The sequence below is a fragment of the Clostridium magnum DSM 2767 genome (assembly GCF_001623875.1).
Taxonomy (GTDB): domain Bacteria; phylum Bacillota; class Clostridia; order Clostridiales; family Clostridiaceae; genus Clostridium_AM; species Clostridium_AM magnum.
Genome location: NZ_LWAE01000008.1, coordinates 1 through 26,265 on the forward strand (window position 1 = coordinate 1; position 26,265 = coordinate 26,265).

Sequence of the window (26,265 nt, forward strand, 5' to 3'; positions counted from 1 at the left end):
ACTAGTCGAGAGATCCTGCGCCGAAGATGTTCGGGGCTAAAACTTACCACCGAAGCTATGGATTGATACGTAAGTATCAGTGGTAGAGGAGCTTCCTGTATGGATTGAAGTCGTACCGAAAGGAGCGGTGGACTGTACAGGAGTGAGTATGCTGGCATAAGTAGCGAGAAATAAGTGAGAATCTTATTGGTCGAAAACCTAAGGTTTCCTGAGGAAGGCTCGTCCGCTCAGGGTTAGTCGGGGCCTAAGCCGAGGCCGAAAGGCGTAGGTGATGGACAATCGGTTGATATTCCGATACCGCCAAGCTTCCGTTATTACAAATGGGATGACGCAGGAGGATAAGATGTGCGCACTATTGGATGTGCGTCTAAGCATCTAGGCAGACTAGACAGGCAAATCCGTTTAGTCAATGTTGAGGTGTGATGGGGAGCCCTTATGGGCGAAGTATCTGATTCCACGCTGCCAAGAAAAGTCTCTATGGAGGAAGCCCGCGCCCGTACCGCAAACCGACACAGGTAGGTGAGGAGAGAATCCTAAGACCAGCGGAAGAATTGTTGTCAAGGAACTCGGCAAATTGACCCCGTAACTTCGGGAGAAGGGGTGCCTACGCAAGTAGGTCGCAGAGAATAGGCCCAAGCAACTGTTTAGCAAAAACACAGGTCTCTGCTAAAGCGAAAGCTGAAGTATAGGGGCTGACGCCTGCCCGGTGCTGGAAGGTTAAGGGGAATACTTAGCGCAAGCGAAGGTATGAACTTAAGCCCCAGTAAACGGCGGCCGTAACTATAACGGTCCTAAGGTAGCGAAATTCCTTGTCGGGTAAGTTCCGACCCGCACGAATGGCGTAATGATTTGGGCACTGTCTCGACAACAAATCCGGCGAAATTGTATTGCGAGTGAAGATGCTCGCTACCCGCGATTGGACGGAAAGACCCCGTAGAGCTTTACTGTAGCTTAGCATTGAATTTCGGTATTGTCTGTACAGGATAGGTGGGAGACGTCGATGCAAGGGCGTCAGCCTTTGTGGAGTCAACCTTGGGATACCACCCTGACAGTACTGGGATTCTAACCGGCGGCCATGAAACTGGTCACGGGACACAGCTCGGTGGGCAGTTTGACTGGGGCGGTCGCCTCCAAAAAAGTAACGGAGGCGCCCAAAGGTTCCCTCAGAACGGTTGGAAATCGTTCGAAGAGTGCAAAGGCAGAAGGGAGCCTGACTGCGACACAAACAAGTGGAGCAGGGACGAAAGTCGGGCTTAGTGATCCGGTGGTTCCTCGTGGGAGGGCCATCGCTCAACGGATAAAAGCTACCTCGGGGATAACAGGCTGATCTCCCCCAAGAGTCCACATCGACGGGGAGGTTTGGCACCTCGATGTCGGCTCGTCGCATCCTGGGGCTGAAGTAGGTCCCAAGGGTTGGGCTGTTCGCCCATTAAAGCGGCACGCGAGCTGGGTTCAGAACGTCGTGAGACAGTTCGGTCCCTATCCGTCGCGGGCGTAGGAAATTTGAGAGGAGCTGTCCTTAGTACGAGAGGACCGGGATGGACTGACCTCTGGTGCACCAGTTGTTCCGCCAGGAGCACAGCTGGGTAGCTATGTCAGGACGGGATAAACGCTGAAAGCATCTAAGCGTGAAGCCCACCTCAAGATAAGATTTCCCATAGCATAAGCTAGTAAGACCCCTTGAAGAACACAAGGTTGATAGGTTAGAGGTGTAAGCATGGTAACATGTTCAGCTGACTAATACTAATAGGTCGAGGGCTTGACCAAAAAATAGTTAAGAGTGTAGAGTTGAGAATTAAGAGTTAATGATGATTTTCACTAGCGTGAAAATCTAAAATTTAATTAATTGAACTCTATAATAAAAGCTATACTTATCACTGTGCAATTTTCAGAGAATAATATTCTCATAAGAGTTAATAATTTATTGTGTATAAAGTTATTAGTTAGTATAATTATCGTTTTTTCGACGATAGGAGAAAAAATAACCATAACTCTTAACTATTAATTCTTAACTCTCAACTAAATAAATCTGGTGATTATGACGTAAAGGCAACACCCGTTTCCATTCCGAACACGAAGGTTAAGCTTTACAGTGCTGATGGTACTGCACGGGAGACTGTGTGGAAGAGTAAGTCGTCGCCAGGTAAGTAATAGGAAGACACTAGGTTTTGACACCTAGTGTTTTTTATGTATTTAATTAAGAGCTTAAAAGAATATTTTGATGTAAAAACAGCAAAGGAAGTCGGAGAAATTTCTTTTGATAACACTTACAACTGACTATATTAGTGTCTTCAGTATATATCAAACTGAAGGCACTTTTACTATTTACGCAGCTAAGTCTAAAAGTGCCCTTTTTAGTAAAATCAATAGCTTTAGGCAGGGATTTCATGATATTTAAAAAAGCACATTATATTTGATATGGAAGATATTAAAGAGTTGGAGAAATACTTTTAGTAGTAGTAGAAGCTCAAGTAGGCCTTCGCAAGCACCAGGGGTGTAAAATACCTCTTTTTGGCATGTCAAAATTCTGTTTATTTTATTTGAAATTTTTAGCTTCAGCATAGATTATTTTGTTATAATAAATTTATTAACAAAAGATTTAGCTTCTAGATATGTATACTATCTGCCAAAGGAGTAAGGAGATACATTATGAAAAATTTAAGCAGCATCAATAAAAAATTTATAGAATTAGATGAAATAGAAAAGATATATAAAACTGAAACCTACGAAGAATTATGTAAAGTAGTTAACAATTTACTAGAGGAAAAAAAGATTTTACCAGTGAAAAGCAGCGGAGGAAATGGTAAAAAACCAACTCTATATAAGAGGTATAGATTGATAAGTGATAATGTCCATAGCAGTAATCTTCTTGATGAGATACATTATAAGCTTTCCACTAAATTAAGCATTGAATATTATAAAAATCATTTAGATAAGTATGAAGAGGATAGAGAATACATACTTAAGTTAAGTGATTTTTTTGATAATAAGCAGGAATTATTGCATTCAACTGTTTCTATGAATGAAAGGTCTTTTCAAATATGGGGAAGAGAGAAGTTTTTACAAAAGGAAGGTGGAAAAACTATTGTAAAGAATTTAGGTTTAGAATTAGATGAACTGAATTATTATGATACCTCTGAACCTTTAGCATATTATTCAAAGTCAAAAGAGGTACCTCAGAAGGTGTTGATTTTAGAAAATAAGGATACCTACTATACAATGAGAAGACATTTAATAGCTGGAGGAGAAACTATATTAGGTGACAATATAGGCACACTTATCTATGGCGGCGGAAAAAATATAAAAAAGGCCTTCAATGATTATAAAATATCCGTTGAAGAGTATGTATCAGATAGTAAAAATGCTATACTATACTTTGGTGATTTAGATTATGAGGGAATAGTTATATACGAAGGCTTGTTTCAGCTATTTAGTAAAGAATATAATATGGTTCCCTTTGTAAATGGATATAAAAAAATGATTGATAAGGCAAAGAGCGAAAGGATTTGTTTACCTAAGACAAAAGAAGGACAAAATAGAAATATTAATGAAATATTCTTAAGAGAATTTGATAACGAGTATAGAGTTGAAATAGAGAATATATTGCAGGAAGATTTTTATATACCACAAGAGATATTGAATATTACAGATTTATAGGAGCTTAAAGTCTTAAATGGACTTTAATGGGTAATTTTGCTAGGTAAAAGTTCTAAATGAACTTTTAAGGGTAACTTGCCAGCGGAAGCGAACATCTTAAGTTATCTAATTCCCGAAGTGAAAGAAGAAAAATTACCGAGTATTTCGACTAAAAGGAGGAAAAAATGGATTTTGGCTTTTTAGACGTACAGCATATTAGAATGAAAAAAATAGGTGCTTATGCTTTACTTTTTAGAAATAGTATAGCTAAGGGTACCTGGAAAAAATATGGTTTTGAAGAGGGATATGAACAGGACAATCTAATATTTGCAGTACTTATTTACATAATGGAACAATCCTTGAAAGAGGATATATGCACCATTGATCATATAGGAACCTTTATTGATGAGGTAAACAACCTTTATTTTAAAAAGGGAATTACTTATGAGGAGTGCAAGGAGTTAGGTGAGTTTATAGTTAACACAATTCTCTGTGATGAAGGTAAGGCAATGTATTTTAAAGCTTATGATTTTAAGGTGGGAGAGTATAAGAATATAAATATAAGCTTTATTAAAAACAAAATGGAATATATTGAAGGAGTAAGAAGGGTATCATATTCCTTGACTGATGATGGGTATTCCCTTCTTTTATCTACTTTAGAAATAGAAGAAAATTTAAAAATGACTATTCATGAAATAGTATTTAAAATGCATTTAGAAAAAGCTTCTTATGATAAGGCTGTAGACGATATCAAAAATATATTTAATATGCTTAGAATAAGAGTCCAAAGTATGGAAGATGCCATAAGAAAGATTAAGGAAAATCCACTGGCCTATTCTACAGAAGACTATAAATCTATGATGGATGGAAATTTAGAGCTTCTTGATAATACTAAAAAGAAGTTTATTATTCATAGAGAGATGGTAAAGGAAAAAATTCAGGAGTTTATTGAACACGATATACATATAAAGGAATTGAACAAAGAAGAAAAGGAAAATCTCAATAATTTAAATATAATAGAGCAGTATTTAAGCAGAACTATTGATGAAGATCAAAGAGTTTTAAGAAAGCATTTTGATTTGAAAGAGGTTTATGGAAAGGAACTTGAAAACATCTCTAAAATGTCCTTGATTGAAAGATTTAATTTCAGGACGGAAGTTTATGAAAAAGTGCTAGACAACCCAAATAGGCTGGAGGATATTGATATATTTTTGAGACCATTATTTAAAATGATGCCCCAAAAATTTTATAACATAAATAAAGCTTTAGAATATCAAAAGACAATTAGAAAAAATGAAATAGAAGAAGATGAAGAAATTACCTTTAATGAAAAAGATTTTATTGAAGCTGAAAATAAGAAAAAATTAGAAAAGCTAGAGAAGTATAAAGGTGTAATTCAAATAATATTAGAGCTTGCAATTCAAAGAGGAAGCATTTCTTTAGGTGATATTAATTCCTTAATTAAAGAAAGTGAAGTACTTATAAATACGTTAATTCCAACGGTGGAGATATTTAGAGAGGTAATTATTGAAATGCTTAAGAATAAAAGTATAGATATAGCTGAAATAAGAGAGGAAAGAAAAAATTCAGTTGAGACTGGAGAAATAGAATTTCAGCTGAATAAAAGCATTTTAGAAATTATAGATGAAAACAGAAGTTTTAAGAATATAGCAAAGATAAGGGTTTATAAGCTTTTAAATAATGAGGATATTAAATTGGAAGGTTTGCGCAATGAAAACGGAGAGATAAAAAACTTCATATGTTCGGATATTTCCTTTAAGATTATAAAAGCAGGAGGACTAAAATTATAATGGCATATACAACGGAAGAAATTAAGATAAGCAATAAAATATTTTATTACATATTAAAACATGGTGAGTTAAAAGAGGAAGCAGGGGAATTATATAAAGCCTATTCAGAAAATGAAAATGTAACGGAACTGGTTAAGGAACTTGGGGAAGCTTCAGAATGTTATGTTAAAAAATATGGGGGAGTAGTATACCTTATACCAAAGGAAGATAATGATTTTTTAGGATATTCAAAGGGTGAGCTTAAGAAAATACTCTGTAAGTCCTCTGCAAATGATAAGGATTATTATCTATCTCAGTTTGTAATATTGACTCTTTTGGTGGAATTTTATAGTTCACAGGGAATTACAAGTAATTCAAGGGAGTATATGAAGGTTGGAGAATTTTTAAATATTATTACTGATAGATTAAATGATGGAGTTACTAGGTCTATTAATAATTCAGGTAGTGAGGAAAGCGGAATAGCCTTTGAAAATATACTTGAGAGATTTGAAGCCTTAAAAAGCAGTGACAAGAAAAGTATCTCTAAGACAACTAAGGAAGGTTTTATAAATACAATTTTAGATTTTTTAGATGATCAAGGATTAATTTATTATATAAAAGGCGATGATATGATTAAGACTACTAAAAAGCTTGATAGCTTTATGGACTGGAATCTTTTAAATAAAAATAACTACAATAGAGTATTAAAAGCTTTAGGAGAAGATACCAATGAGTAAGATAAACAAAATAAGGTTTGTTAATTTAAATTATAATAACAATACTATGAAGATAGATGACGAGAGTTTTTATTTAGATGGAGAAAATACCATGCTGAACTTAAGAAATGGTGGAGGTAAATCGGTACTTGTACAAATGGTCATGGCTCCCTTTGTCAATAGAAGGTATAGAAGTATAAAGGACAGAACCTTCGAAAGCTATTTCACATCAAGTATACCTACATATATATTAATAGAATGGAAACTGGATGATGCTGCAGGTTATTTATTAACTGGTATGATGGTTAGAAAAAAAGAAGTTTCATCAGATGAAAATTCAAAGGAAAAACTAGATATTATAAACTTTATTCATGAGTATAAAGAGAAAAATGAATATGATATCAATAGTATTCCTGTAATTGAAGAAAAAGATGACAGAAAAATAATAAAAAGCTATGCTAACACTAAAAATTTCTTTGAGAATTTGAAAAAAAATAAAGATTTGAAATTTAATTATTATGATATGAATAATTCGCTAACAGCAAAGAATTATTTTAGCAAGTTAGAGGAATATAAGATCAATCATAGAGAATGGGAAACCATAATTAAGCAGGTAAATATTAAAGAATCCGGTCTATCAGAACTTTTTACAAAGGCTAAGGACAGCAGTGGACTGGTTAGGGAATGGTTTTTGCCAGCTATTGAAAATAAATTGAAAAGCGATGAAGATAGAATCCAAAATTATAGAGAACTGATAGACAGGTATATCAAGCAATATAGGGCTAACAAAGCCAATATCGATAAAAAGGCAAAGATGGAGCTTTTTAATGAACTATCTAAGAATATAATAAGCTCCTGTGATGAATTTATAGATACCATTGAAAAGAGAGAAGGCTTAAAAAATAGAATAGCAAATGTAATAGCTTACTTAAGAGAAAATCTTGAGGATAAAGAAAAAGAAGAGTTGTCATTAGAGGCTTTAATAAATACTCTTAATGATAAAATAACAGAGCTAAATTATGAAAGAGAATCCATTAAAATTTATGAAAAACAGGATGAAATAGCAGACTTAGAAGAGGTTATTAAGGCACAAGGGCAACTGGTAAAAGAAAGTGAGTTAAGAGAAAAAAGCTTAATAAGAAAAGGTAATATTATAGAATGTGCAAAGATACATAGGGAGTATCAAAATACTTCAAAAGAGCTTCAACAGTATGAAACTGAATTAAGGATATTAAACAAAAAGAATGAGGACAATGCTCCGCTTATTAATAACTTAGGCTTTACTATAAAGGGAATTTTGAAAAAGGAACTAGAGGGGATAAAAGAGCAAAATGAAAATAAGCTTGCTTCAAAGAAGAATTTAGAGAAGGAAAAAGAGGATATAAAAAAATCCCTAGAAGCTAGTAGAAGGGATATTAGTGATTTAAAGCAGAAGCAGGGAAGTTTAGACTCTGAAATTTCATATTTTGATAAGCTGGAGGAAAGGTTTAATAACAGGTATGCACTGGATTTGTTTAGAAATATTTCAGGATACTTTGATAATGAAAGATTACTGATTATTGATAAGGAAATTATGAGTGAAGGACTTACCCTAGAAAAAGAAAGAAAAAATATTGGGGAAAAGATTTTATTAAGTGGAGAATTATTAAAAAGCAAAGAAAGTGAAAAAATAAGGAATTTAGAAAATGTTTCTGATGTTAAAAATAAACTGAAGAATAAAAAGTCAGAGCTCCAAAAGGCTGAAGAGGAAATAGAAATACGAAAAGAAATAATTAAATATGTGGATTTTGATGAAGACAAGGTTTTTGCTTCTGAAGAGATAATTAATGCTTTTAATAGAAAGATAAATCTATTAAAAGAGGATGAAATGAAGCTTGTAAAAAGCTTTGACAATATAGCTTATGAATTAGAAAAGCTTAAAACTGGTAAAGTTTTAGATTTGCCTAAGGAAGTTGAAGACAGGCTCAGAGAAAAGGATATCAGCATAACTTATGGTATGAAATGGCTTAAGAAAAATGGCTATTCTCTTGAGAAAAATGAAAGTCTTGTTAAGAATAATCCCTTTATTCCCTATTCCTTAATTATGGATTCTAAGGAAATAGAGCTTTTAGAAAAAGAAGCTTTAGATACATTTACCTCTTCACCTATATCAATAATTAATAGAAAAGACCTTGAAGACAGTCTGGAAAGTTCAAAAGAGAATATTATAGCTTTGAAGGGAATCAGGTTCTTTATATCCTTTAATAATAAGCTGTTAAATGAAAGTGAGCTTTTGAAATTAATAAAGAATAAAGAAGTAGAATTAGAAGAAATAGAAAAAAAGATAAACTCTAAGAAGGAAAATATAACATTTTATGATAAAAAAAGAAACGTTATAGAATATTCCTCTTTGACGCTTAAAGCATATGAAGCTCTAAAAGAAGAAATTGAATTACTTAGCAGTGAAGAGTCAAAATTGAGAACAATAGAAATAGATTTAGAAAAAGAAATTGTAAGTATTAAAGAAAATATCACAAATTATGAGAAAAAGGCACAGTCTTTAGATAAGGATATAGTAAACAATGATAATAAAGCTAAAGAATTTAAAGAATTAAAGGAAGACTATGAGAGGTATAAAAAGAATAAAGGTGCTTTGGAAAGGGTACTTGAAAGATTAGCTATAGTAAGTAATCAAATAGATAAAGATGAAAAGAGAAATGGGGAAATAGAGAGTGAACTAATAGAGTGTGCTGATGCCATCAGATTTTATAACTCTAAGGAAGGGGATTTATTAAAGGAACTATCAGTTTTTAATATTTATAAAACAGGGGAGATAATAGAAAAGGACAAGGAAGATCTATTATCAGAATATAATGCTCTTACAAAGGATATTACAAGTTCAGAAAAGGAACTGAAAAAGAAAATAGAAGAACTTACGCAGAAGTTTGGGGAAGTTGATAGTGAACTTAATTTAAAAACTAACAAATATGAAATAAAAGAGGCGGAATATATTAATGAAGCTTATGATATGCACAAGGAGCTTGAATTTAAGGATGAACTCTATAAAGAAAGACAGAATTACAATTCTTTAAAGGATAGGTATATTGAATTAGACAAGAGTTTGGAAGTTGCAAAAAGTAAATTAGAGGATTTGTACAATAAACTTAAGGAAAAATTCAATAAGGAGGAGCCAAAGGATAAGGAAGTATTAATTTCTAAAAATTTCAAAGAAGAGATAGAAAAAATAAAAATAGAAATTAAAGAAGCTGAGGTTAACAAGAAAAAGGTAAATGCCGTAAAAACTAAAATACATTATAATTTAACTAGTTTAAATGAGTTTAATGATTTTAATATTAAAGAAGAAGTTGATATATCAGTAGACTTTAATGAATTAGATGAGTTTGTTGGAAAATTAAAAAGAGATTTAAATAATATCAAGGCACAAGAAGCTACAAGAGAGAGAAATCTTACAAATTTAGTTGTAGATATTGAGATAAAGGATGAGTTTAAGCAGGAAAGCTTGTTTAAAGAGCCAATTCAAACCCTTAAGACCTTAATAGCGAGTCCAGTAGAATTTAAGGACCAGCTGCAGCTTATAATAAGTTCTTATGAGCTTATTATGGAAAAGTTAATGGCAGATATTGAACTTATTGAAAAAGAAGAAGGAAAGCTATTAGAAAGTTTATTGGAGTATATTAAAGATGTTCATGAAAATATTGAGAAGATAGATGATAACTCATCAATAACAATTGGTACAAAAAGATTAAAGATGCTTAATATAAGTGTAGCTGATTGGGAAGAAAATAAAGAGCTTTATAAGATTAGATTAAAGGATTATGTTGAGCAGGTTAGAGGTCAAAGTCTAGAAGCCTTAGAGAAAAATGAAGATATAGAAGACATTATCAGCAATAAAATCAATATAAATAAGTTATATGATGAAGTGATTGGAATTGGAAGTGTAAATATTAAACTGTATAAAATAGAGGAAGATAAACAAAGACAGATTACCTGGGATGAGGTTTCAAAAAACTCAGGGGGAGAGGGCTTTTTGTCAGCCTTTGTAATACTCTCAAGCTTATTATCTTATATGAGAAAAGATGAAAGTGATATATTTAGCAGAAAAGAAAGTGGTAAGGTGCTGGTAATGGATAATCCTTTTGCCCAAACAAGTTCAGCCCATCTTTTAAAACCATTAATAGATATTGCTAAAAAGAGCAACACCCAGCTTATATGTTTAACGGGCCTTGGTGGGGATTCAATATATAATAGATTTGATAACATCTATGTTTTAAATCTTATATCCTCTAAACTTAAAAGTGGTGTTAAATATTTGAAGGGTGAACATACAAAAGGTGAGGAGGAAAAGGAAGTAATTGTAGCATCCAGATTTAAGATAGAGGAGCAGACTAAGTTATTTTAAACTGTGATATAATAAAATTAAGATAAACATAAAATGTGGTGAGTTCATCACATTTTTTATATGGTAAAATAGCAAGCTCATACAAGCCTTCGCAAGAACTCCAGGGGTGTAAATTTTGGAAATTTGGTAATAATCAATAGTAAATAAAAGATATGTGGAAGTGGCAATGAATATGAAATAGAATTTCAAACAATCTATGAAAACAGTATGGTTATAAGAATGATTAGATCCCTGCGCTCATTAGAAGACCTAGGGGATTTGAAAACACTTTCAAAAAGGCCGTGGACACCCACAGCCTTTTACTAATATAAAAATTCTGTTTCTAAATTCAAAGATATCTTTTTTAGAGACTAGGTTTCAAGAGAAGGTTTTTTCATACCCTTTACCTTAGGAATCTTGTTTTCACATGGTACACCTATTTGACATTTTCCACAACCATATCTAGGTTTGAATTTCTCAGATGTTATATCTAAAAATTTAGAACATATATTATGATTTTTTCCATTCTCTAGTGATATTGCATCAACTGGACAATTTTTTGCGCATGCACCACATCTAGAACAATATTCATAAATATCTTGATATGGTCTTTTGTCAGGAGTCAAGTATAATTCTGTAATAATGCTTCCAAATCTACCAGCCATACCTTCTCTAGTTATAAGTCCTTTTGAAAGTCCAAATGTTCCAAGTCCACATACAAAAGCAGCATGTCTTTCAGACCAGTTGCTTGTAAATGATATATCCCCATGTGAAGAGTCCTTATTAAATGCAGCTTTTGACCAAAACCTTTCATCTATAGAAGGAGCAATAGTATTGTAGCCTTTATTTATTAATTCTGACTTTAAACGAAAACACAGCTTGTTTATTAAAACTTGTCCCTCAATACGTCCATGCAACCATTCTTCAGAAGGCCAAGACATATCTTTTCTATTTCCAATTTTCACAGCTTGGGTAAAAGGTAGGAAAAATGATATCACTGTTTTTGCATGTGGTAACCACTTTTTTGGAAGCAAGAAATGTTCTCCAATTGCTTTTGGATCTTTAAATAATGTAAAATATTCATCCCCCGCAGATCCAAAGCCAAAAATTGGTGACTCAAAAATTTTCATTCCTACAACATTTTCAGAAATAGCTATTTCCTCTGTTATAGTATTGTCTTCTGAATTTTCAATAAAACATGATGCTATTTTTATTAAATCTTCTTTTTTCATCTTTTATCTTAGTGAGGGAATTTATTATAACTACTCTTCCTCACTAATTCTCCCCCCTTACGTTATTATTTATGTTCGTTAACTATAATTATACTACTTACTAAATAAAATTATCTACTTTTCAAAAATTGATTTAGTGACAACCGAATGGTACTGCATTCACTGGCAAGCTCAAGACAAGTCTCTCGTAATGGGGTCAGATCGTGCGCTAAGCAAAGGGCAAGCTCAGGCAGGCCTTCGCAAACACCCCAGGGGTATAAATTTAATTGGTATACCGCTATATTCAAATGCTGCGGGGGTCATACCTCTTGTTAGAGAACTAACAAGAGCAGGTGTGAGCATGGGTACAGACCTTGCATTTATGATGTCAGTTACAGAATTAAGTTTACTAGGTTCCCTAAATTCATAATTTAATCTGATTTCTATATATTTGTAAAAAACGAATTGTCAATTCGAATATATCAATTTTACAAATATATAGTTTTTTGATAGTATAAATTAATGAGAGGGGTGTAGAAGAAATGAATTCATTATCAGATACTATTTTGGACATATGGAGAAGGACTTTTCTCCCATGAAAAAGGTGGAATTTCCTTAAAAAAGTATTTAAGTAATCCTAATATAGTTGCTGTAGTAGTGGGTTTATTTATATTTATGCTATCTATAAAAGTACCTTTCATAGTAAAACAAGCACTTAGTGATATAGGAGCTATTACCATGCCTTTATCTATGATGATAATAGGTGAGAAAATTACTTCAATGAAATTTAAAGAAATTATATTTGATAAGGATGTAACTTTTGTTCATTTATTAGGCTTATAATTGCTCCTATTATAATGTTTGTTATAATAAGTTTATTTAATGAGACACCTTTAATTAAAAATGTCTGCATAGTAGCAGAGGTAATTCCCACAGCTACTGTTACAGTTTTGTTTTGCGAAAAGTATAATTATAATACGATTTTAGCGTCAAAGTGTATTTTAGCTACACATGTTCTATCCATACTCACAATACCAATGATGCTTATGTTTTCTAAATTTTTGTAACTGTAAACATATGTTACGAAATTTTCTCAACTATAGCTTTAATAATAAACTGTTAAATATCTGAAAGGTGAACATACAAAAGGTGAGGAGGAAAAGGAAGTAATTGTAGCGTCTAGGTTTAAAATAGAGGAGCGGACTAAATTGTTTTAAACTGTTTACGTCCCCTGAGGGTATTTTTTTGGAACAAAGTTTTAAAGAAAAGAGAGAGATATGTAAGGACGAGACTTCTACTATTTTCATAGATATATGTTTGTGCTAGAATTTATGTAATATAAAAAGCATATCTAAAGGGGGAAATAAAAAATGAAGTATTTGATTATTGGCGCAGGCGGCACCGGTGGATGTATTGGTGCCTATATGACAGAAGCGGGGAAAGATGTGACATTAATTGCTAGGGGTAAACATCTTCAGCGAATTAAGGAAAATGGACTTAAGATAGAGACTGCTTGGAAAGGGAATTACACCGTTTCACCGATTAATGTATGTGATATGGAACATTATCAGGAACAACCAGATGTTATTTTTGTTTGCGTGAAAGGTTATTCTCTAGAAGATACAGTTCCTTTTATTAATCGAGTTGCTCACAAGAATACAGTAGTAATTCCTATTCTAAATATTTATGGAACTGGCGGAAAAATGCAGAAAATGTTGCCAGAACTTTTAGTTACGGATGGCTGCATTTATATATCTGCAAATATTAAAGAGCCTGGAACTCTTTTGATGCATGGGGAAATATTTAGGATTATTTATGGTGTTCGTAACAATTCGGAATACAAACCGGTTTTGAAGCAAATAGAACAGGATTTGAAAGAGAGTAATATTCAAGGGCTTTTATCAGATGATATAAGGAGAGATGCTTTGCAGAAATTTTCCTATGTCTCAGCTATGGCAGCATGTGGCTTATATTATGATGCAGAAGCATTACAAATGCAGAAACCGGGAGAAATCAGAGAAACTTTTGTTGAACTAATCAAGGAAATAAATGAGCTGGCTACGGCTATGGGAATTTATTTTACAGAAGATATAGTACAAATTAACCTAGATATTTTGGACAAACTTAATCCTACAGCATCAACATCAATGCAAAGGGATATTGCTCAGGGGAAAAAGTCAGAAATTGACGGGCTTATATTTGAAGTAGTACGTATGGGTAAAAAATATGGTGTACCTATGCAGACTTATAAAAAGATAGAAGAAAAATTTATAAAATATTAAATGATGTTTTCTTAGGGAAAAGACGTAGAAGTAGATTAAAAAACTAGCCAACTAATGTGATTAGTCGCAGCTTGGTTGGCTAGTTTTGTTTTCTGGTCCACTTATAGGAAATAAAATTACCCTATACATGTAACGTCTAATGGATTACGATCTACCAATCTTTTATATTTATATTTAGGATATCCAACCATAAGTGCCCCTGTTATTACTTTGTCTTTAGGAATATTAAACAAATCTAATAATGGACCATAATTTGAAAATGCACAAAATTCAAATAATCCAGCCCAACAGGAACCTAAGCCTAATGTAGGTGCAAATAATTCGATATAGGATAATGCAGAAATGGTATTTTCTCTTCCGTTTCTAAAATCCCTTAGAGCCGTTGCTAATATAATGTGAGGAGCATCACGTAAAATTGAATCTATGCCATTTTTTCTATAATTATTTATATGTCTTGGAAAACTCCAGTGCAATTCAATATTATCCTCCATCCACTTTACTATTATTTCAGTAGACTTTTCTAATATTTTTTTGTCTCTTACAATAATATAGGATACTCCTTGCGAATTACTAGCAGTAGGAGCAAAATGTGCAATATTAACCAACTTTAATAATTCTTCATAGGGTACATGAGTATTTTTGTAGCATCTTATTGATCTGCGGGATCTAAGAAAATATTCAGCAAGTTTTGGATCCAAAACTTTAAAATCTTTTATTTCTGTTTGATTACATAGTGGTGTTTTAACATTATCAAGTGCACCGCAAGGACATACAGCAGCACATTGTCCACAAGCAATACAAGAATTTAAATTATTGTGTTCAGGACCGTCTTCTTTCATGCACAAAGCTGTAGTTGGACAAACTTTTATACAAGCTCCACATTTTGTACATAATGATTTATCTACTTTAATTAAATCCATTAATATTCACCTCTTAAATTTTATATTTATAAAATTAATTCTTATATTTGATGTTTCTACCATGATTTAAATTAATGCTGTAAAACATTTTACAAAATATAGTATATAATGTATTGTAATTTTTAGGAAGTAGATACTTTTAAGTAGAATAGTATCTATTTATATACTGATAGAGATATGAAAAGGAAAATTAAAGGTAAAAGAAGAAGTTAATGTTCATATAGGGGAGTTGATTAATAAGATGGGCGAAAGTAAAGAATTTTATCAAATAGGAGAAGTATCTAAAATATGCAATATTCCAATAAAAACACTGCGATATTATGATGAAATAGAATTATTAATACCAAGAAAGATTGATCCAGACAGTAATTACAGATATTATTCAAATGATCAATTGACTTTGGTGCTTGTGATCAAGCATTTTAAAGAAGCAGGCTTTTCATTAAAGGAAATAAAAGTGCTTTTAGGCAGAGAAGACTTGGAATATAACACAAGAAAAATTAATGAAAAATGTGTAGAGATTGATAATAAAGTTAACGATTTAAAAATGTTAAAAGAAAAATTGCAGTTTTGTATTAAAGAAAGTGAGAAGGAAAAGAAACAACGTAAGGACTTTAAAATTGAGATAAAAGAAATACCTATTTCTTATGTTGCTTATCTTAGGAGCAAAGGACCTTGTACTATTGAAGAGTTTACAGTTAGGTACTGTAAGCTGATCTCATTAGTTGAAAGAAATAATTTTCATATTACAAAAAACGCTATGGCAATATATTATGATGACTGTATCGATTTTGAGGAAAAAGAAAAGGAAAATTATGATATTGAAGTTTGTATAGCTGTATCTGAAGAAAGAGAAATAGATGGTTTAGTTAGAAAATTTGGAGGTTTTAAAGCTGTTACTGCTATTCATTATGGAAGTTATGATAATATGATAGATACTTATAGAAAGATGAATGAATACATTTATGAAAATGGATATGAAATTTATGGTGAGCCTATAGATAATTATCTTGTAGACATAATGAGTACAGCAGATGAAGGAAATTATGTGACTGAACTTATAATTCCAATCAAATAAGTATTGACTCTCCAGTTACTGGATGCATTATTCTTTCAAGTATAAAGTTTGAAAGAGGTGTATATCAGTGAGTGAAAAAAGTATAAAAATTAGTGAAAGCTATATTGAAAATGAAAAATTAAGCAAGCTTATTATGAAGTTTTCAATTCCTTGTGTCCTTGCGATGGTAGTCAATGCTCTTTACAGTATTGTGGACCAGATTTTTATTGGTCAAGGGGTAGGCTATATTGGTAATGCAGCTACAAATATAACTTTTCCTTTTGTAGTTTTAGCCTTAGGTTTTTCACTGCTTTTAGGAGATGGAGCAGCTGCTTTTTACAGTATAAAATTAGGAGAGAAAAACAAAGAAGAGGGCGCTAAAGCAATAGGTAATGCAATTAGTTTGATGGTGCTTTTAGGTTTGATATTTTTAGTAATTGGATATATTTTTATGGAGAAATTACTATGGAGCTTTGGAGCTACAAGCACTAACATTTCTATAGCACTAGATTATATGAGAATAATTTTAATAGGATTTCCTTTTATGATTTTAGCTGCAGGTTTAAATTCAATAATACGTGCAGATGGCAGCCCGGAATATTCAATGCTGGCTATGATAGTTGGAGCGGTTGTAAATATTGTTTTGAATCCTATATTCATATTTCATTTTGGTATGGGGGTTAAGGGTTCTGCTATAGCAACAGTAATAGGACAAATTTTATCCTTCACAATTTCTCTAATGTATATTAACAAGTTTAAAAATATAAAATTTAAAAGAGAATATTTGAAGCTTGATGTAAAGGTAAGCAAGACAATAATGATTTTGGGAGTATCTAGTTTGATTACGCAAGTAGCGGTAACAGCAATAATAATAGTAAGCAATAATATGCTTAAGGTTTATGGGGCACAATCAATTTATGGCAGTGATATTCCCATATCAGCAATTGGTATTGTAATGAAAGTGAATGAACTTCTATTAGGAGTTGTAATAGGTATAGCTATAGGTGGGCAGCCGATACTTGGATACAATTATGGTGCTAAAAACTTTAAACGTGTAAAGGATACTTATTTTATGCTTATAAAAATAGCAACGGTAGTGTCAGTAATAGGTTTTATTGTATTTCAGTTTTTTACACAAAGCATAATAAATCTATTTGGTCAAAATAATGCACTGTATAATGAATTTGCATTAAAATCCTTTAAGATATTTTTGATGCTTTGTATGTTCATAGGTTTTGAACTTACAAGCTGTGTTTTCTTTCAGGCTACAGGTAAGCCAGCAAAAGCAATGATACTTACCTTATGTAAGCAGACCTTCTTCATAGTTCCGATAATGATAATTTTACCTAAGTTTTTGGGAGTTTTAGGAGTTCTGTATGCAGGACCCTGTGCAGAAATATTATCAGTTATAGTGACTGGTATTCTTATTACATCAGAACTTAAGAAATATTCAAAGTTGGAGGTATAAAATAAAAACTAAGCTTAGAGAACTTATAAGAGCAAAATAATTTGTGCTCACCGAAAAAATTTATATGAATTCCCACAATAGATAAAAATCCAATTGTTTACAGCTAAGCATTGGATTTTTATCTAATTATTGGACTCACGTAAAATGCTTAAGAGGTTTTAGAAGTTTTTTGAATTCTCAGCTACATCTCTTGCATACATATCACAAAGAGAGTTTTCAAAGTGATTGGAGTGTCCTTTTACCCATTGAAATTCAATATATTTTCCATTACAGACATTATCAAAGAGAAGCCAGTTCTCAATATTTTTAACAGGTTCTCCATTGATGGTTTTAAAATCATTTAATTTCCAGCAAGGAATCCATTCTGTTAGGCCTTTTCTTACATATTGGCTGTCTGTTACTATTCTTATTTTTTCGATATCTTTTAGTAATTCAATGGCTTTTATAACTGCTGTAAGCTCAGCTTGGCTACTACCTATTGCTTGAACTTTTTCTGTGAATAGCTTATAATTCCCTTCTAAATCCTCTATTATAAAAGCAAAACCACCATGCTTTTTATTTTCAAAATAGCATGCATCTGAGAATATTTTATAAATTTTTTCTTCGCATTTATCTTCAGCTATGACATAACTATGGTTATTATTATTTCGCTTATCTAAAGCTACTATTTTACTTCTATCATTAAAAGCTGCGACGTCTTTATTACACCTTAAAACAAGTTTGACATTGAAACCCACATAATAAGTATCTATACGTTTATTATGAAGCATTTTTCTAAGCTGATATTCGTTATCCTTAAGACAATCAGTTAAATTATTATTATGAATAAAATTTAGTTCTTTTTTATAAGGGTTAAATTCTATCAAAGTATCTTCTATATGATTACTTATCTTGATTTTATAATTATTATTTAGAGCATCTATTATTTCCATTTTAAATAACAGCATTTTCATAAGGGCTTACTCCTTTGGGATGGATTAATTAAATTATATCACATTATAAAAAGAAAAAAACTTTGATTTCTTAAGGTTCAGAGTGTTGACATATATAATGAAAAGGACAATAATAAATTTTAAGACAAAGTATATAGTATTTTTGCTGAAGAGAATAAGGTCGATTTGGTCAGGCAGCAAAAGAGATATTTGAAATATTTTACAAAATTCTCAGAAAGGATTATGTATTTGAGCTAAGCGTATATGAGAGGGTAGAGGAGAAAAAGATGAATTGTTTAGCGCATACAGATAAATCTGCTTAAAAGCTGACTTATCCCTTGACTAGCGCATTGATATATAAAGCTTCTGCTAAAAGAATAAGTCAACTTTATGGTTAAGAAATCTATATATATCTTTCAGACAACAATGACGAAAGTATGCTTGGAAATTTTCTTAGTGATTTTGTAAACAAATCTTTGGAAAATAACTTTGAGCATTCGATAAAAAGAGGTATTTTTATGCATAGGAAGCTTAATGGTTTTACTGACTCAAATCTAGTTTTTCTAGAGAGCAAAAAAAGAATTTCAAGCTTGAACAGGAGATTTGCAGGGGTATTAATTGATATGTTCTATGATCACTTCCTATCTAAGAACTGGTGTAAGTATTCTTCAATGCCCCTAGAAGAATATGCTGATAACTTTTATAATATGCTTAAAAGATTTTCTTATTGTTTACCAGATAAGTTAATAGCAAGGATGCCTTTAATGATTGAGGAAAACTGGCTTGTTTCCTATAGGAAGATAGATGGTATAAAAAAATCATTAGATCGAATTTCATGGAGATTTTCTAAATCAAAGCACCCCTTATTAAATCCCGCAGATGAGTTGGTTAGAAATTATGAAAGTTTAGAACTAGATTTTAAAACTTTTTTCCCTTATACAATTGAGTATGCAAATAAACTTAAAGGCATTCACGTTTGCTACTGATAAACTAAGTCTGGTGTATCACTTAACAATAAAAATGTTGTTTTTCTGAAATGATGTATCTAGAAATATTTTTACAAATTACAGATTTAGAAATACACTTAAAAATAAATGGTAATCCTAAAGCCAATGATTAACAAAACTAAGCATTGGTTTTGAAAATTTTTAATGATATGAGAGAATCAAAATATGCTATAAATTTTACTAATAAAATTAAAAACTTTTTAGTGGAGGGAACGGAAGATATGAAATTCTTTACAAGACAATTATATGAACAAATGCAGGTTTGGAGCTTTTTAACAAACCTTTTAAATGAAGATGATAACGACAATGAAGAAATTAAAAAGTTTTATCAGGAACAAGGAAAGGATTACGAAGTAGAGCAAAGACATATTTATGAAGAAAATTATAAAGAAATAAAGCATTTTTTATTAGAATATTTACCAGAATCATTAGAATCCATAATTCTCAATGAGCTTTCAGTTTACGGCAAGATGCTAAGTGAAAGTTCAATTATGGAAATGAAAAAATACATAGATAACTTTAGTAATTTAATGTTTGATGATTCAGATATCAATGTTGGTAAAACATATTCTAAATATTACAAAAGCATAGAAAATTCCTTACCCGAAGATATTAGAAGTTTGAATGAAAAATATAATTTTCATGACTCACAAATTACATACTTTGATTATTCGGGTGAAAATAAAATAATTATTAAATTAAGCTGCGAAGGTAGTTTTCTATCTAATGGTGGATCAGCTGTACTAACTTTCAGTGATATAAAATCTGTGGAACTAAGTGATAACTATGTAGGTAATTGGTGGCTTTGGAATGAAACTCATTTATCTGATATAGGAAATTTTGATTTTCAAGCATTATTTCATAATTATGATGATAACGGAAGACATTCATTAAATGAATTAAGGATTATTGCAGACAAAGTTTCATTAGAATTTTTAGATACTGATTCTTAATCTGTAGCAAGACGCCTACTATGATTATAAAAATGTAAGCGGAGTGGTAGTAATCAATGGTTATGAATTTGCAGATGCTTTATCTATAGCTCCAGTAGCCGTACAAAAAGGAATACCATGGCATGAATTTGGCTAGAATAATATGAAATCTCTACTAATAAATTAAAATAGACTAGGTTAGTGCTGATACAGTAAGCTAGTCTATTCTAGTCTTGGTGTAAAATATATAAGCATATGTTTATAATGGAGAATTAAATACTATAAATTTTAACAATCCTTCAGACATAGAAGCAATGTCAGTGTTTGAAATATTTGATAAATCATGTACATTACTATTTAAAGTAATTAATTCTGCTTTGACATGTTCTTCAACACATTTATCATAAAGTTCTTCCGAACTTTTATAAGGAACCATCGGATCAAGATTGCTGTGTATTATTAATGTATTTGGACTTCTCTTACCAACATAATTTATAGGGTTGAATTTTTTTATCACAATATCCTTATCTTTTATTGAATTAAAAATTTTGGTTAAGTCATAATTTAAATTATTTGTATTTAAAAGGCTTAAATCAGTTGGACCTGCAAAATCAATTAAATATTTAATTTTAGATGGATATTGGCTTAAATCTTTGTCATCTGTAAACTCATCATTGCTACTATAACTAGCTAGAAGAGAAAGGTGGGCGCCTGCCGAGATACCAATAACTCCTATTTCATTTGGATCAAGATTGTAATTAGATTTATTTTTATATATCCATCTTATAGTATCCTTAACATCTGTAACTTGTTTATTAAAATTAGCTTTACCTCTCATGAGTTCATAAGAAGTACTTATAATTGTATATCCTTCTTCTCTGAAAGCATTAAGTATAGGACTTAGTGCATTTGGAATACTTTTATCACCATAAACCCAGCTGCCACCGTGAACATATAAAATCACTGGTGAGGGATCACTATTCTTTTTTAGTGAAGAATAAATATCTAGTGTTAGCGGAATTCCATTAGTATTTTTATATATAATATCCTTGTAATTCATAGATTTGGACATTTTTAATCCATCAACTTTTTCAGTTGTCACATTACGATCTTTTAAAGAAATATACTTATCAACTAGTCTATAAGTTAATATGATTCTTTTATGAAAAATAGCAATAAAAATAATGAGTAAAGCAACTAAAATAATTAATAACCATTTTAAAAATCTTTTCATTAAATTCCCTATACCTAGCAATAAACTTAACTTAAAGTTTTATTCTTAGGCTTATCCTCCTTATCCATAGGTTGAAAATCACATAATTAGTAAGCTCTATAAACCTAGATTATTTTAAACCAAATATATATATATCACTTTCTATGAAAAAAAGCAATAAACATCATAAAGTGATAACAAGCGCACGCAGGCCTTCGCAAGGATCACAGGGGGTAAACTTTGGGAATTTGCTAATAATCAATAGTAGAAAAATAAGGTAGAGGATTTAATAGAGGTGTTAAAAGAGAAAGGAGCATATTATTTTAGGAGATTCTTTTTTTATTATACATAAGTGGGAATTATTAAAGATGTTTATTTTATCATATGTAAGATTATTTTAAATTATAGGTTTATGACATATGGGAAAACTATGATTTTAAATGTAAAATTTTAATTTGAAAGATTTTGATAATAAGTATTAATTAATAATTACTTGACACTGCAAATAACTTATTGTATGATGGTTACATAAAGTAAGTTGATGAAATTTAGTTACAATATAGATAATAGTATATTAACTATTAGTTTTGATTAATATAAAAATATTATAAGGAAGGGTGATAGTTATGATTAATTCTTTATTTTTGTGCCATGGTGGTCCTACTCTTGTAATTGAAAATAATGAGTATACTAATTTTCTTAAAGAATTAGGAGAGAAAACCAAACCTAAAGCTATAGTTGTTTTTACCGCTCATTGGGAGAATAAAATTACTACAATATCATCAATTGACACATGTTATGAAATGATATATGACTTTTATGGTTTTCAAGAAGAACTTTATTCCATAAAATATGGAGCTAAGGGATCACCTGAAACAGCATCTAAGATTCAACAGCTGCTAAAATCTCATGGCATAGAAAGTAAATTGGATACAAAAAGAGGATTGGATCACGGAGTTTGGGACATACTGTATATAATGTATCCAAAGGCTAATATACCTGTTATACAAGTTTCTATTAATCCTTACATGGCAATGAACAGACAATATGATCTTGGTGAAGCAATTAAAAGCCTGGGTGAAGAAGATATTTTAGTAATAGGAAGTGGATCAACAGTTCATAATTTAGCTACAGTAGACTGGACTGCAGCTGAGCCAGTGCAGTGGGCTATAGATTTTGATAATTGGCTTATAGAAAAAGTAGAAAATAATGATAAAGATGCACTGTTTTCATATCAAGATTTAGCACCTTATGCAAAACGAGCAATACCACGTGAAGAGCATATAGTTCCTTTATTCATAGCCATGGGAAGCGGTCAAAGTAATGAACCCAAGCTCCTGCACAGAAGTTATGCTTATGGAACTTTAAGTTATATTTGTTTTCAGTTTTAATAATAAAAAGTTTAATATAGAATGGAGGAAATATTTATGAGTAAAGATTTTAATTCTGCAATAAAAGAAAGAAGATCATTTTATGCAATAACAAAGGATTCACCAATATCTGATGATAGAATAGGAGAAATTATAAATGATGCTGTAAAGTATACTCCAACTGCTTTTAATTCTCAAAGTGGTAGAGTAGTACTTTTACTAGGAGAAAATCATAATAAAGTATGGGATATAACAAAGGAAATTTTAAGAAAAGTAGTTCCAGCAGAAAGCTTTTCAACTACTGAAGAGAAGATAAATTCTTTTAGTAATGGATATGGTACAGTTTTATTCTTTGAAGACCAAAACGTCATAGAAGGACTTCAAAATCAATTTACACTTTATAAAGACAACTTTCCAATTTGGTCGCAGCAGGCTTCAGGTATGCTTCAGTTAGTTGTGTGGACAGCATTAGAAAATGAGGGGTTAGGTGCTTCACTTCAACATTATAACCCTATTATAGATGAGAAAGTTAATAAGCAATGGAATATACCTGAAAGTTGGAAGTTAATTGCCCAAATGCCATTTGGGAAACCAGCATCAGAACCAAAGGAAAAACAGTTTCAACCATTAGAAGAGCGTATCAAAGTATTTAAGTAAATGTTTTTGCTATTTATAAGTTCTGATTATTGCAGCTAGTGCACCTGCTGAGAGATATCCTGTGGGGTGACCATGAGTAATTGCCGCAGCATCACAGCCAACTTGAAAAGCATATTCAGGATCATTATGTAGAAATAATCCTATTGGAGCAATACGCATTACTCCTCCACAGCCTTTGCTGTCATTGATTGGCTGTTTTATTGTTCCTATTTTACCACTGCTAAGTGCAGTTAAGCAACTAATACCTGGAGTTCTTTCCGAAAACAATTCTTTATAATTTAAAATACTATCTTTTCCTTCGTAGCGTTGATATTGAAGGATGCAATCATCATTATCTCTTGGCATTTTATTAGTCTGTGTATATATCTGCAAACCCCCATTTACCATTAACCTCAAATTGAATTAGTCCACCTTCACACTCTTCTCTTGCTAAAAATATTTCTTCTGGAAAATAAAGCTGATTATCTTGTGCTTGAAAATATACTTTATTGTCTTTTATTACTCCTTTGTCAGAATTATAAACTCCTGTGTGATAAATAGTACATTTTTGCATATTGTTACACTTCAACTTATTTTATAGTTTAATTTTAACATATCTCTTTTTTAGATAAAGTACATAAGTATGTCCCATTGAAAGTTGCAAAAAAATTCACAGGACACTATACAATTAGCTCCTGTGAATTGTGACTTTTTAGATTAAATATATTATTAAATTGATAAGTCTGTAAACTGATTTTCATATAAGGACTCTACAGTATCTTCTTTAGTAATAAAACATTTTAATTTAAAGCTATGGGCTATTTCTCCATTGGTTTTAAGTTTTTCTACATTTTCTTCGGCTACGTTATTGAAGCCTAGATATTTTGATATTGTGTCTTTTGCTTTATATTCATCTTCACAAGCCACACATATAAGCAGGGTTTCAACATTATTTTTACTAATATCAATATTCTCATCATCTAATATGCCATACATCTCATTTGATTCTATATCAAGTAGTCCTAGATCAATTTTATTTCTTAAAATATTTACAGTTTCTTCTCTTAAGAATTCGAGTTTATCATACTTTGTATTAGCAACCTTTTCCCTTTGAAAAGAATTATTATTTTTAACACCATAAACAAAGCGAGAGAAATTAAGTGCATGTCCAACAATACCACTGCCATAACTCGTTTTTCCGTTTTTTTCTTCTCTACTTGTTCCAAATGCACTGGTTCTATACTTTAGTTCTATAAGTGCCAATCCATACTTTCCAGCTTTTCCTTTTTTCTTATTAATTGCAACATAATCAAATCTTCCATACCCTATGCCTGGGCAGTTATATTCCATATCTGTTATGTAATAATCCGAATCTATTGACGAATTAATGTTATTCAAAATACTCTGTTGAGACATTTTTTCGTTTTTTACTTGCCCTTTAGCATTACCTCCATTTTGGTACTCATCTATATATGTTTTAAGTTTAGGAATAGCAGCAAGCCATTCTTTTGCATCATTATTTTTAGGAATAAAATCACATGAATTCAATAAGTATTTATCATCAAATTTGAAGTTAAATCCATTTCTTGAAGGAGTGATTTTATAGTATATACAAAAAGTTCGTGGGAAAGAAACACTTTTTTCTTCACTAGTTAGGAAGGTTACAATATTGTTAAACCTATTAATGAGAGTTTAGGTACAGGATTCTCAATTGCCCATGGAGCTGTATAATTAAGTTTGACGTAATAGAACCCTGTAACATCAAAAGTTACAGGGTTTTCTCATGATATGCATTTCTGGACGTACCTTCCTCCTGAATTTTACTGTCTTTTTCACCCATTTTTTTATCAGAACTATTTATCGTGATTATTGCTGATAAAATAAGAACTATTCCAATTATTTGTCTAATATTCATACTTTCCCCTAAAAAAATGAAGCTAAGAATTACGCCTTCCAAGGGTTCAAAGGTACTTATTATAGAAGCCTTAGAAGCCCCAATCATACGTATACCCTTTGATAATGAAATAATTCCAATTGCCGTAGAAACAATTGCAATAAAAACAATTGCAATCCACCCGTCAGATGGCATGTCTACATATATTTCTTCTCTTATACCGCAATAAATAAAGAATGATATTGAGCTAAATAGGTTTGTATATGCGGCTGTTACTACGGAATCAATTCTATTTATCTTAATTGTCCCTAGTAAAAGAATATAGCTTCCATTAAATATTGCAGCTAGTAAGGATAATGTTATTCCTATAATGCTCAGCCCAGAAGAGTTTATAGAAACGGTTAAAAGTAATCCTACAAAAGCTATTATCATAGCCATAGATTGATTTTTACTGATTTTTTCTTTAAGCACCAAAAATGAGAAAATATTTACCATAAAGGGATAAGAATAAAAAATCATAACATGTAATGATACAGGGATAAATTTAATAGCATTGAAATAGAAGATTGTAGTTAAAAAATAAACCAATGCTCCTATTATTATCATAATAATCATTTGCTCTTTTTCAAGTTTACAATTGACTTTTTTTCTATTTATAAATATATACCCCCAAAGGAATAAAGAGGCTATTAAAAATCGTAAAGCCAACATAAAATTTGGCGTTATTTCATACTGATAAATGAATTTTGCAATAGGAGCAACAGCTCCAAAACTGGCTGCTGCAAGCAAAGTTATAAGTATACCTTTTATTTCTTTATTCATT

At 31.3% G+C, this 26,265-nt stretch carries 21 protein-coding genes, 2 rRNA genes and 2 pseudogenes; 17 read left to right on the plus strand and 8 right to left on the minus strand.

Annotated features, from left to right (window positions below):
• The 6 genes from CLMAG_RS23590 to CLMAG_RS23615 form a co-directional block, all read left to right on the plus strand.
• Positions 1 to 1,767, plus strand: a 23S ribosomal RNA gene (locus CLMAG_RS23590); the annotation flags it as partial.
• Between the two features lie 261 nt (positions 1,768 to 2,028).
• Positions 2,029 to 2,145 (plus strand): 5S ribosomal RNA (rrf, locus tag CLMAG_RS23595).
• 504 nt (positions 2,146 to 2,649) lie between these two features.
• A complete protein-coding gene (locus tag CLMAG_RS23600) occupies positions 2,650 to 3,657 on the plus strand; it encodes a Wadjet anti-phage system protein JetD domain-containing protein (protein ID WP_066628415.1) in 1,008 nt (335 codons plus the stop codon).
• 164 nt (positions 3,658 to 3,821) lie between these two features.
• A complete protein-coding gene (locus CLMAG_RS23605) occupies positions 3,822 to 5,447 on the plus strand; it encodes a hypothetical protein (RefSeq protein ID WP_066628420.1) in 1,626 nt (541 codons plus the stop codon).
• Positions 5,447 to 6,163 (plus strand): DUF6063 family protein, encoded by a 717-nt coding sequence (locus CLMAG_RS23610; protein WP_066628423.1) that lies wholly within the window; start codon positions 5,447 to 5,449, stop codon positions 6,161 to 6,163. The genes CLMAG_RS23605 and CLMAG_RS23610 overlap by 1 nt, the downstream gene beginning before the upstream one ends.
• Entirely contained in the window at positions 6,156 to 10,541 is a 4,386-nt protein-coding gene (locus CLMAG_RS23615; RefSeq protein ID WP_066628427.1) for a coiled-coil domain-containing protein, read from the plus strand. The genes CLMAG_RS23610 and CLMAG_RS23615 overlap by 8 nt, the downstream gene beginning before the upstream one ends.
• Positions 10,542 to 10,891: 350 nt before the next feature.
• On the opposite strand, the gene CLMAG_RS23620 is transcribed toward CLMAG_RS23615, so the two are convergent.
• The gene (locus CLMAG_RS23620) at positions 10,892 to 11,752 is read right to left on the minus strand and encodes a 4Fe-4S binding protein (protein ID WP_066628430.1); all 861 of its coding nucleotides are present in this window, start codon (positions 11,750 to 11,752) and stop codon (positions 10,892 to 10,894) included.
• 262 nt (positions 11,753 to 12,014) lie between these two features.
• Here CLMAG_RS23620 and CLMAG_RS31975 point away from each other — a divergent pair.
• The 4 genes and pseudogenes from CLMAG_RS31975 to CLMAG_RS23635 all read left to right on the plus strand — a co-directional run.
• Positions 12,015 to 12,140, plus strand: a pseudogene (locus tag CLMAG_RS31975) (permease); the annotation flags it as partial.
• A gap of 248 nt (positions 12,141 to 12,388) precedes the next feature.
• Complete coding sequence (locus tag CLMAG_RS33970) at positions 12,389 to 12,574, plus strand: hypothetical protein (protein WP_341420825.1); 186 nt, start codon at positions 12,389 to 12,391, stop codon at positions 12,572 to 12,574.
• Positions 12,575 to 12,588: 14 nt separating this feature from the next.
• Complete coding sequence (locus tag CLMAG_RS33975) at positions 12,589 to 12,798, plus strand: AEC family transporter (RefSeq protein ID WP_242873120.1); 210 nt, start codon at positions 12,589 to 12,591, stop codon at positions 12,796 to 12,798.
• A 303-nt stretch (positions 12,799 to 13,101) separates the two neighbouring features.
• Entirely contained in the window at positions 13,102 to 14,013 is a 912-nt protein-coding gene (locus CLMAG_RS23635) for a ketopantoate reductase family protein (RefSeq protein ID WP_066628435.1), read from the plus strand.
• 116 nt (positions 14,014 to 14,129) lie between these two features.
• On the opposite strand, the gene CLMAG_RS23640 is transcribed toward CLMAG_RS23635, so the two are convergent.
• Complete coding sequence (locus CLMAG_RS23640; RefSeq protein WP_066628438.1) at positions 14,130 to 14,933, minus strand: nitroreductase family protein; 804 nt, start codon at positions 14,931 to 14,933, stop codon at positions 14,130 to 14,132.
• Between the two features lie 241 nt (positions 14,934 to 15,174).
• Between CLMAG_RS23640 and CLMAG_RS23645 the strand changes: the two genes are divergently transcribed.
• The gene (locus CLMAG_RS23645; RefSeq protein WP_066628440.1) at positions 15,175 to 16,011 is read left to right on the plus strand and encodes a MerR family transcriptional regulator; all 837 of its coding nucleotides are present in this window, start codon (positions 15,175 to 15,177) and stop codon (positions 16,009 to 16,011) included.
• A 67-nt stretch (positions 16,012 to 16,078) separates the two neighbouring features.
• Positions 16,079 to 17,458 carry an MATE family efflux transporter gene (locus CLMAG_RS23650; protein ID WP_082832061.1) on the plus strand — a complete coding sequence of 460 codons (1,380 nt, stop codon included), beginning with the start codon at positions 16,079 to 16,081 and terminating at the stop codon, positions 17,456 to 17,458.
• Between the two features lie 158 nt (positions 17,459 to 17,616).
• On the opposite strand, the gene CLMAG_RS23655 is transcribed toward CLMAG_RS23650, so the two are convergent.
• Positions 17,617 to 18,411 carry a ribonuclease H family protein gene (locus CLMAG_RS23655; protein ID WP_066628442.1) on the minus strand — a complete coding sequence of 265 codons (795 nt, stop codon included), beginning with the start codon at positions 18,409 to 18,411 and terminating at the stop codon, positions 17,617 to 17,619.
• A gap of 386 nt (positions 18,412 to 18,797) precedes the next feature.
• On the opposite strand from CLMAG_RS23655, the gene CLMAG_RS23660 reads away from it, so the two are divergent.
• The 3 genes and pseudogenes from CLMAG_RS23660 to CLMAG_RS32655 form a co-directional block, all read left to right on the plus strand.
• A complete protein-coding gene (locus tag CLMAG_RS23660; RefSeq protein ID WP_423231096.1) occupies positions 18,798 to 19,376 on the plus strand; it encodes an acyl carrier protein phosphodiesterase in 579 nt (192 codons plus the stop codon).
• Between the two features lie 152 nt (positions 19,377 to 19,528).
• On the plus strand, positions 19,529 to 20,350 hold the full coding sequence (locus CLMAG_RS23665; RefSeq protein ID WP_207647058.1) for a DUF4085 family protein: 822 nt from the start codon (positions 19,529 to 19,531) through the stop codon (positions 20,348 to 20,350).
• A gap of 28 nt (positions 20,351 to 20,378) precedes the next feature.
• A pseudogene (locus CLMAG_RS32655) lies at positions 20,379 to 20,468 on the plus strand (cell wall-binding repeat-containing protein); the annotation flags it as partial.
• 120 nt (positions 20,469 to 20,588) lie between these two features.
• Here the strand turns inward: CLMAG_RS32655 and CLMAG_RS23670 are convergent.
• Entirely contained in the window at positions 20,589 to 21,563 is a 975-nt protein-coding gene (locus CLMAG_RS23670; protein WP_066629036.1) for an alpha/beta hydrolase, read from the minus strand.
• A gap of 605 nt (positions 21,564 to 22,168) precedes the next feature.
• Between CLMAG_RS23670 and CLMAG_RS23675 the strand changes: the two genes are divergently transcribed.
• Positions 22,169 to 22,933: a DODA-type extradiol aromatic ring-opening family dioxygenase gene (locus CLMAG_RS23675; protein ID WP_066628450.1), complete on the plus strand. Its 765-nt coding sequence runs from the start codon at positions 22,169 to 22,171 to the stop codon at positions 22,931 to 22,933.
• A 36-nt stretch (positions 22,934 to 22,969) separates the two neighbouring features.
• Positions 22,970 to 23,569 carry a nitroreductase family protein gene (locus tag CLMAG_RS23680; RefSeq protein ID WP_066628452.1) on the plus strand — a complete coding sequence of 200 codons (600 nt, stop codon included), beginning with the start codon at positions 22,970 to 22,972 and terminating at the stop codon, positions 23,567 to 23,569.
• A 9-nt stretch (positions 23,570 to 23,578) separates the two neighbouring features.
• Here the strand turns inward: CLMAG_RS23680 and CLMAG_RS23685 are convergent, their stop codons facing one another.
• The 4 genes from CLMAG_RS23685 to CLMAG_RS23700 form a co-directional block, all read right to left on the minus strand.
• Positions 23,579 to 23,914 carry an ADP-ribosylglycohydrolase family protein gene (locus CLMAG_RS23685; RefSeq protein WP_066628454.1) on the minus strand — a complete coding sequence of 112 codons (336 nt, stop codon included), beginning with the start codon at positions 23,912 to 23,914 and terminating at the stop codon, positions 23,579 to 23,581.
• A gap of 4 nt (positions 23,915 to 23,918) precedes the next feature.
• The gene (locus CLMAG_RS23690; RefSeq protein WP_066628457.1) at positions 23,919 to 24,122 is read right to left on the minus strand and encodes a hypothetical protein; all 204 of its coding nucleotides are present in this window, start codon (positions 24,120 to 24,122) and stop codon (positions 23,919 to 23,921) included.
• 155 nt (positions 24,123 to 24,277) lie between these two features.
• The gene (locus tag CLMAG_RS23695; RefSeq protein WP_066628458.1) at positions 24,278 to 25,096 is read right to left on the minus strand and encodes a hypothetical protein; all 819 of its coding nucleotides are present in this window, start codon (positions 25,094 to 25,096) and stop codon (positions 24,278 to 24,280) included.
• Positions 25,097 to 25,316: 220 nt separating this feature from the next.
• The gene (locus CLMAG_RS23700; protein WP_066628461.1) at positions 25,317 to 26,264 is read right to left on the minus strand and encodes a DMT family transporter; all 948 of its coding nucleotides are present in this window, start codon (positions 26,262 to 26,264) and stop codon (positions 25,317 to 25,319) included.
• Position 26,265: the final 1 nt, after the last annotated feature.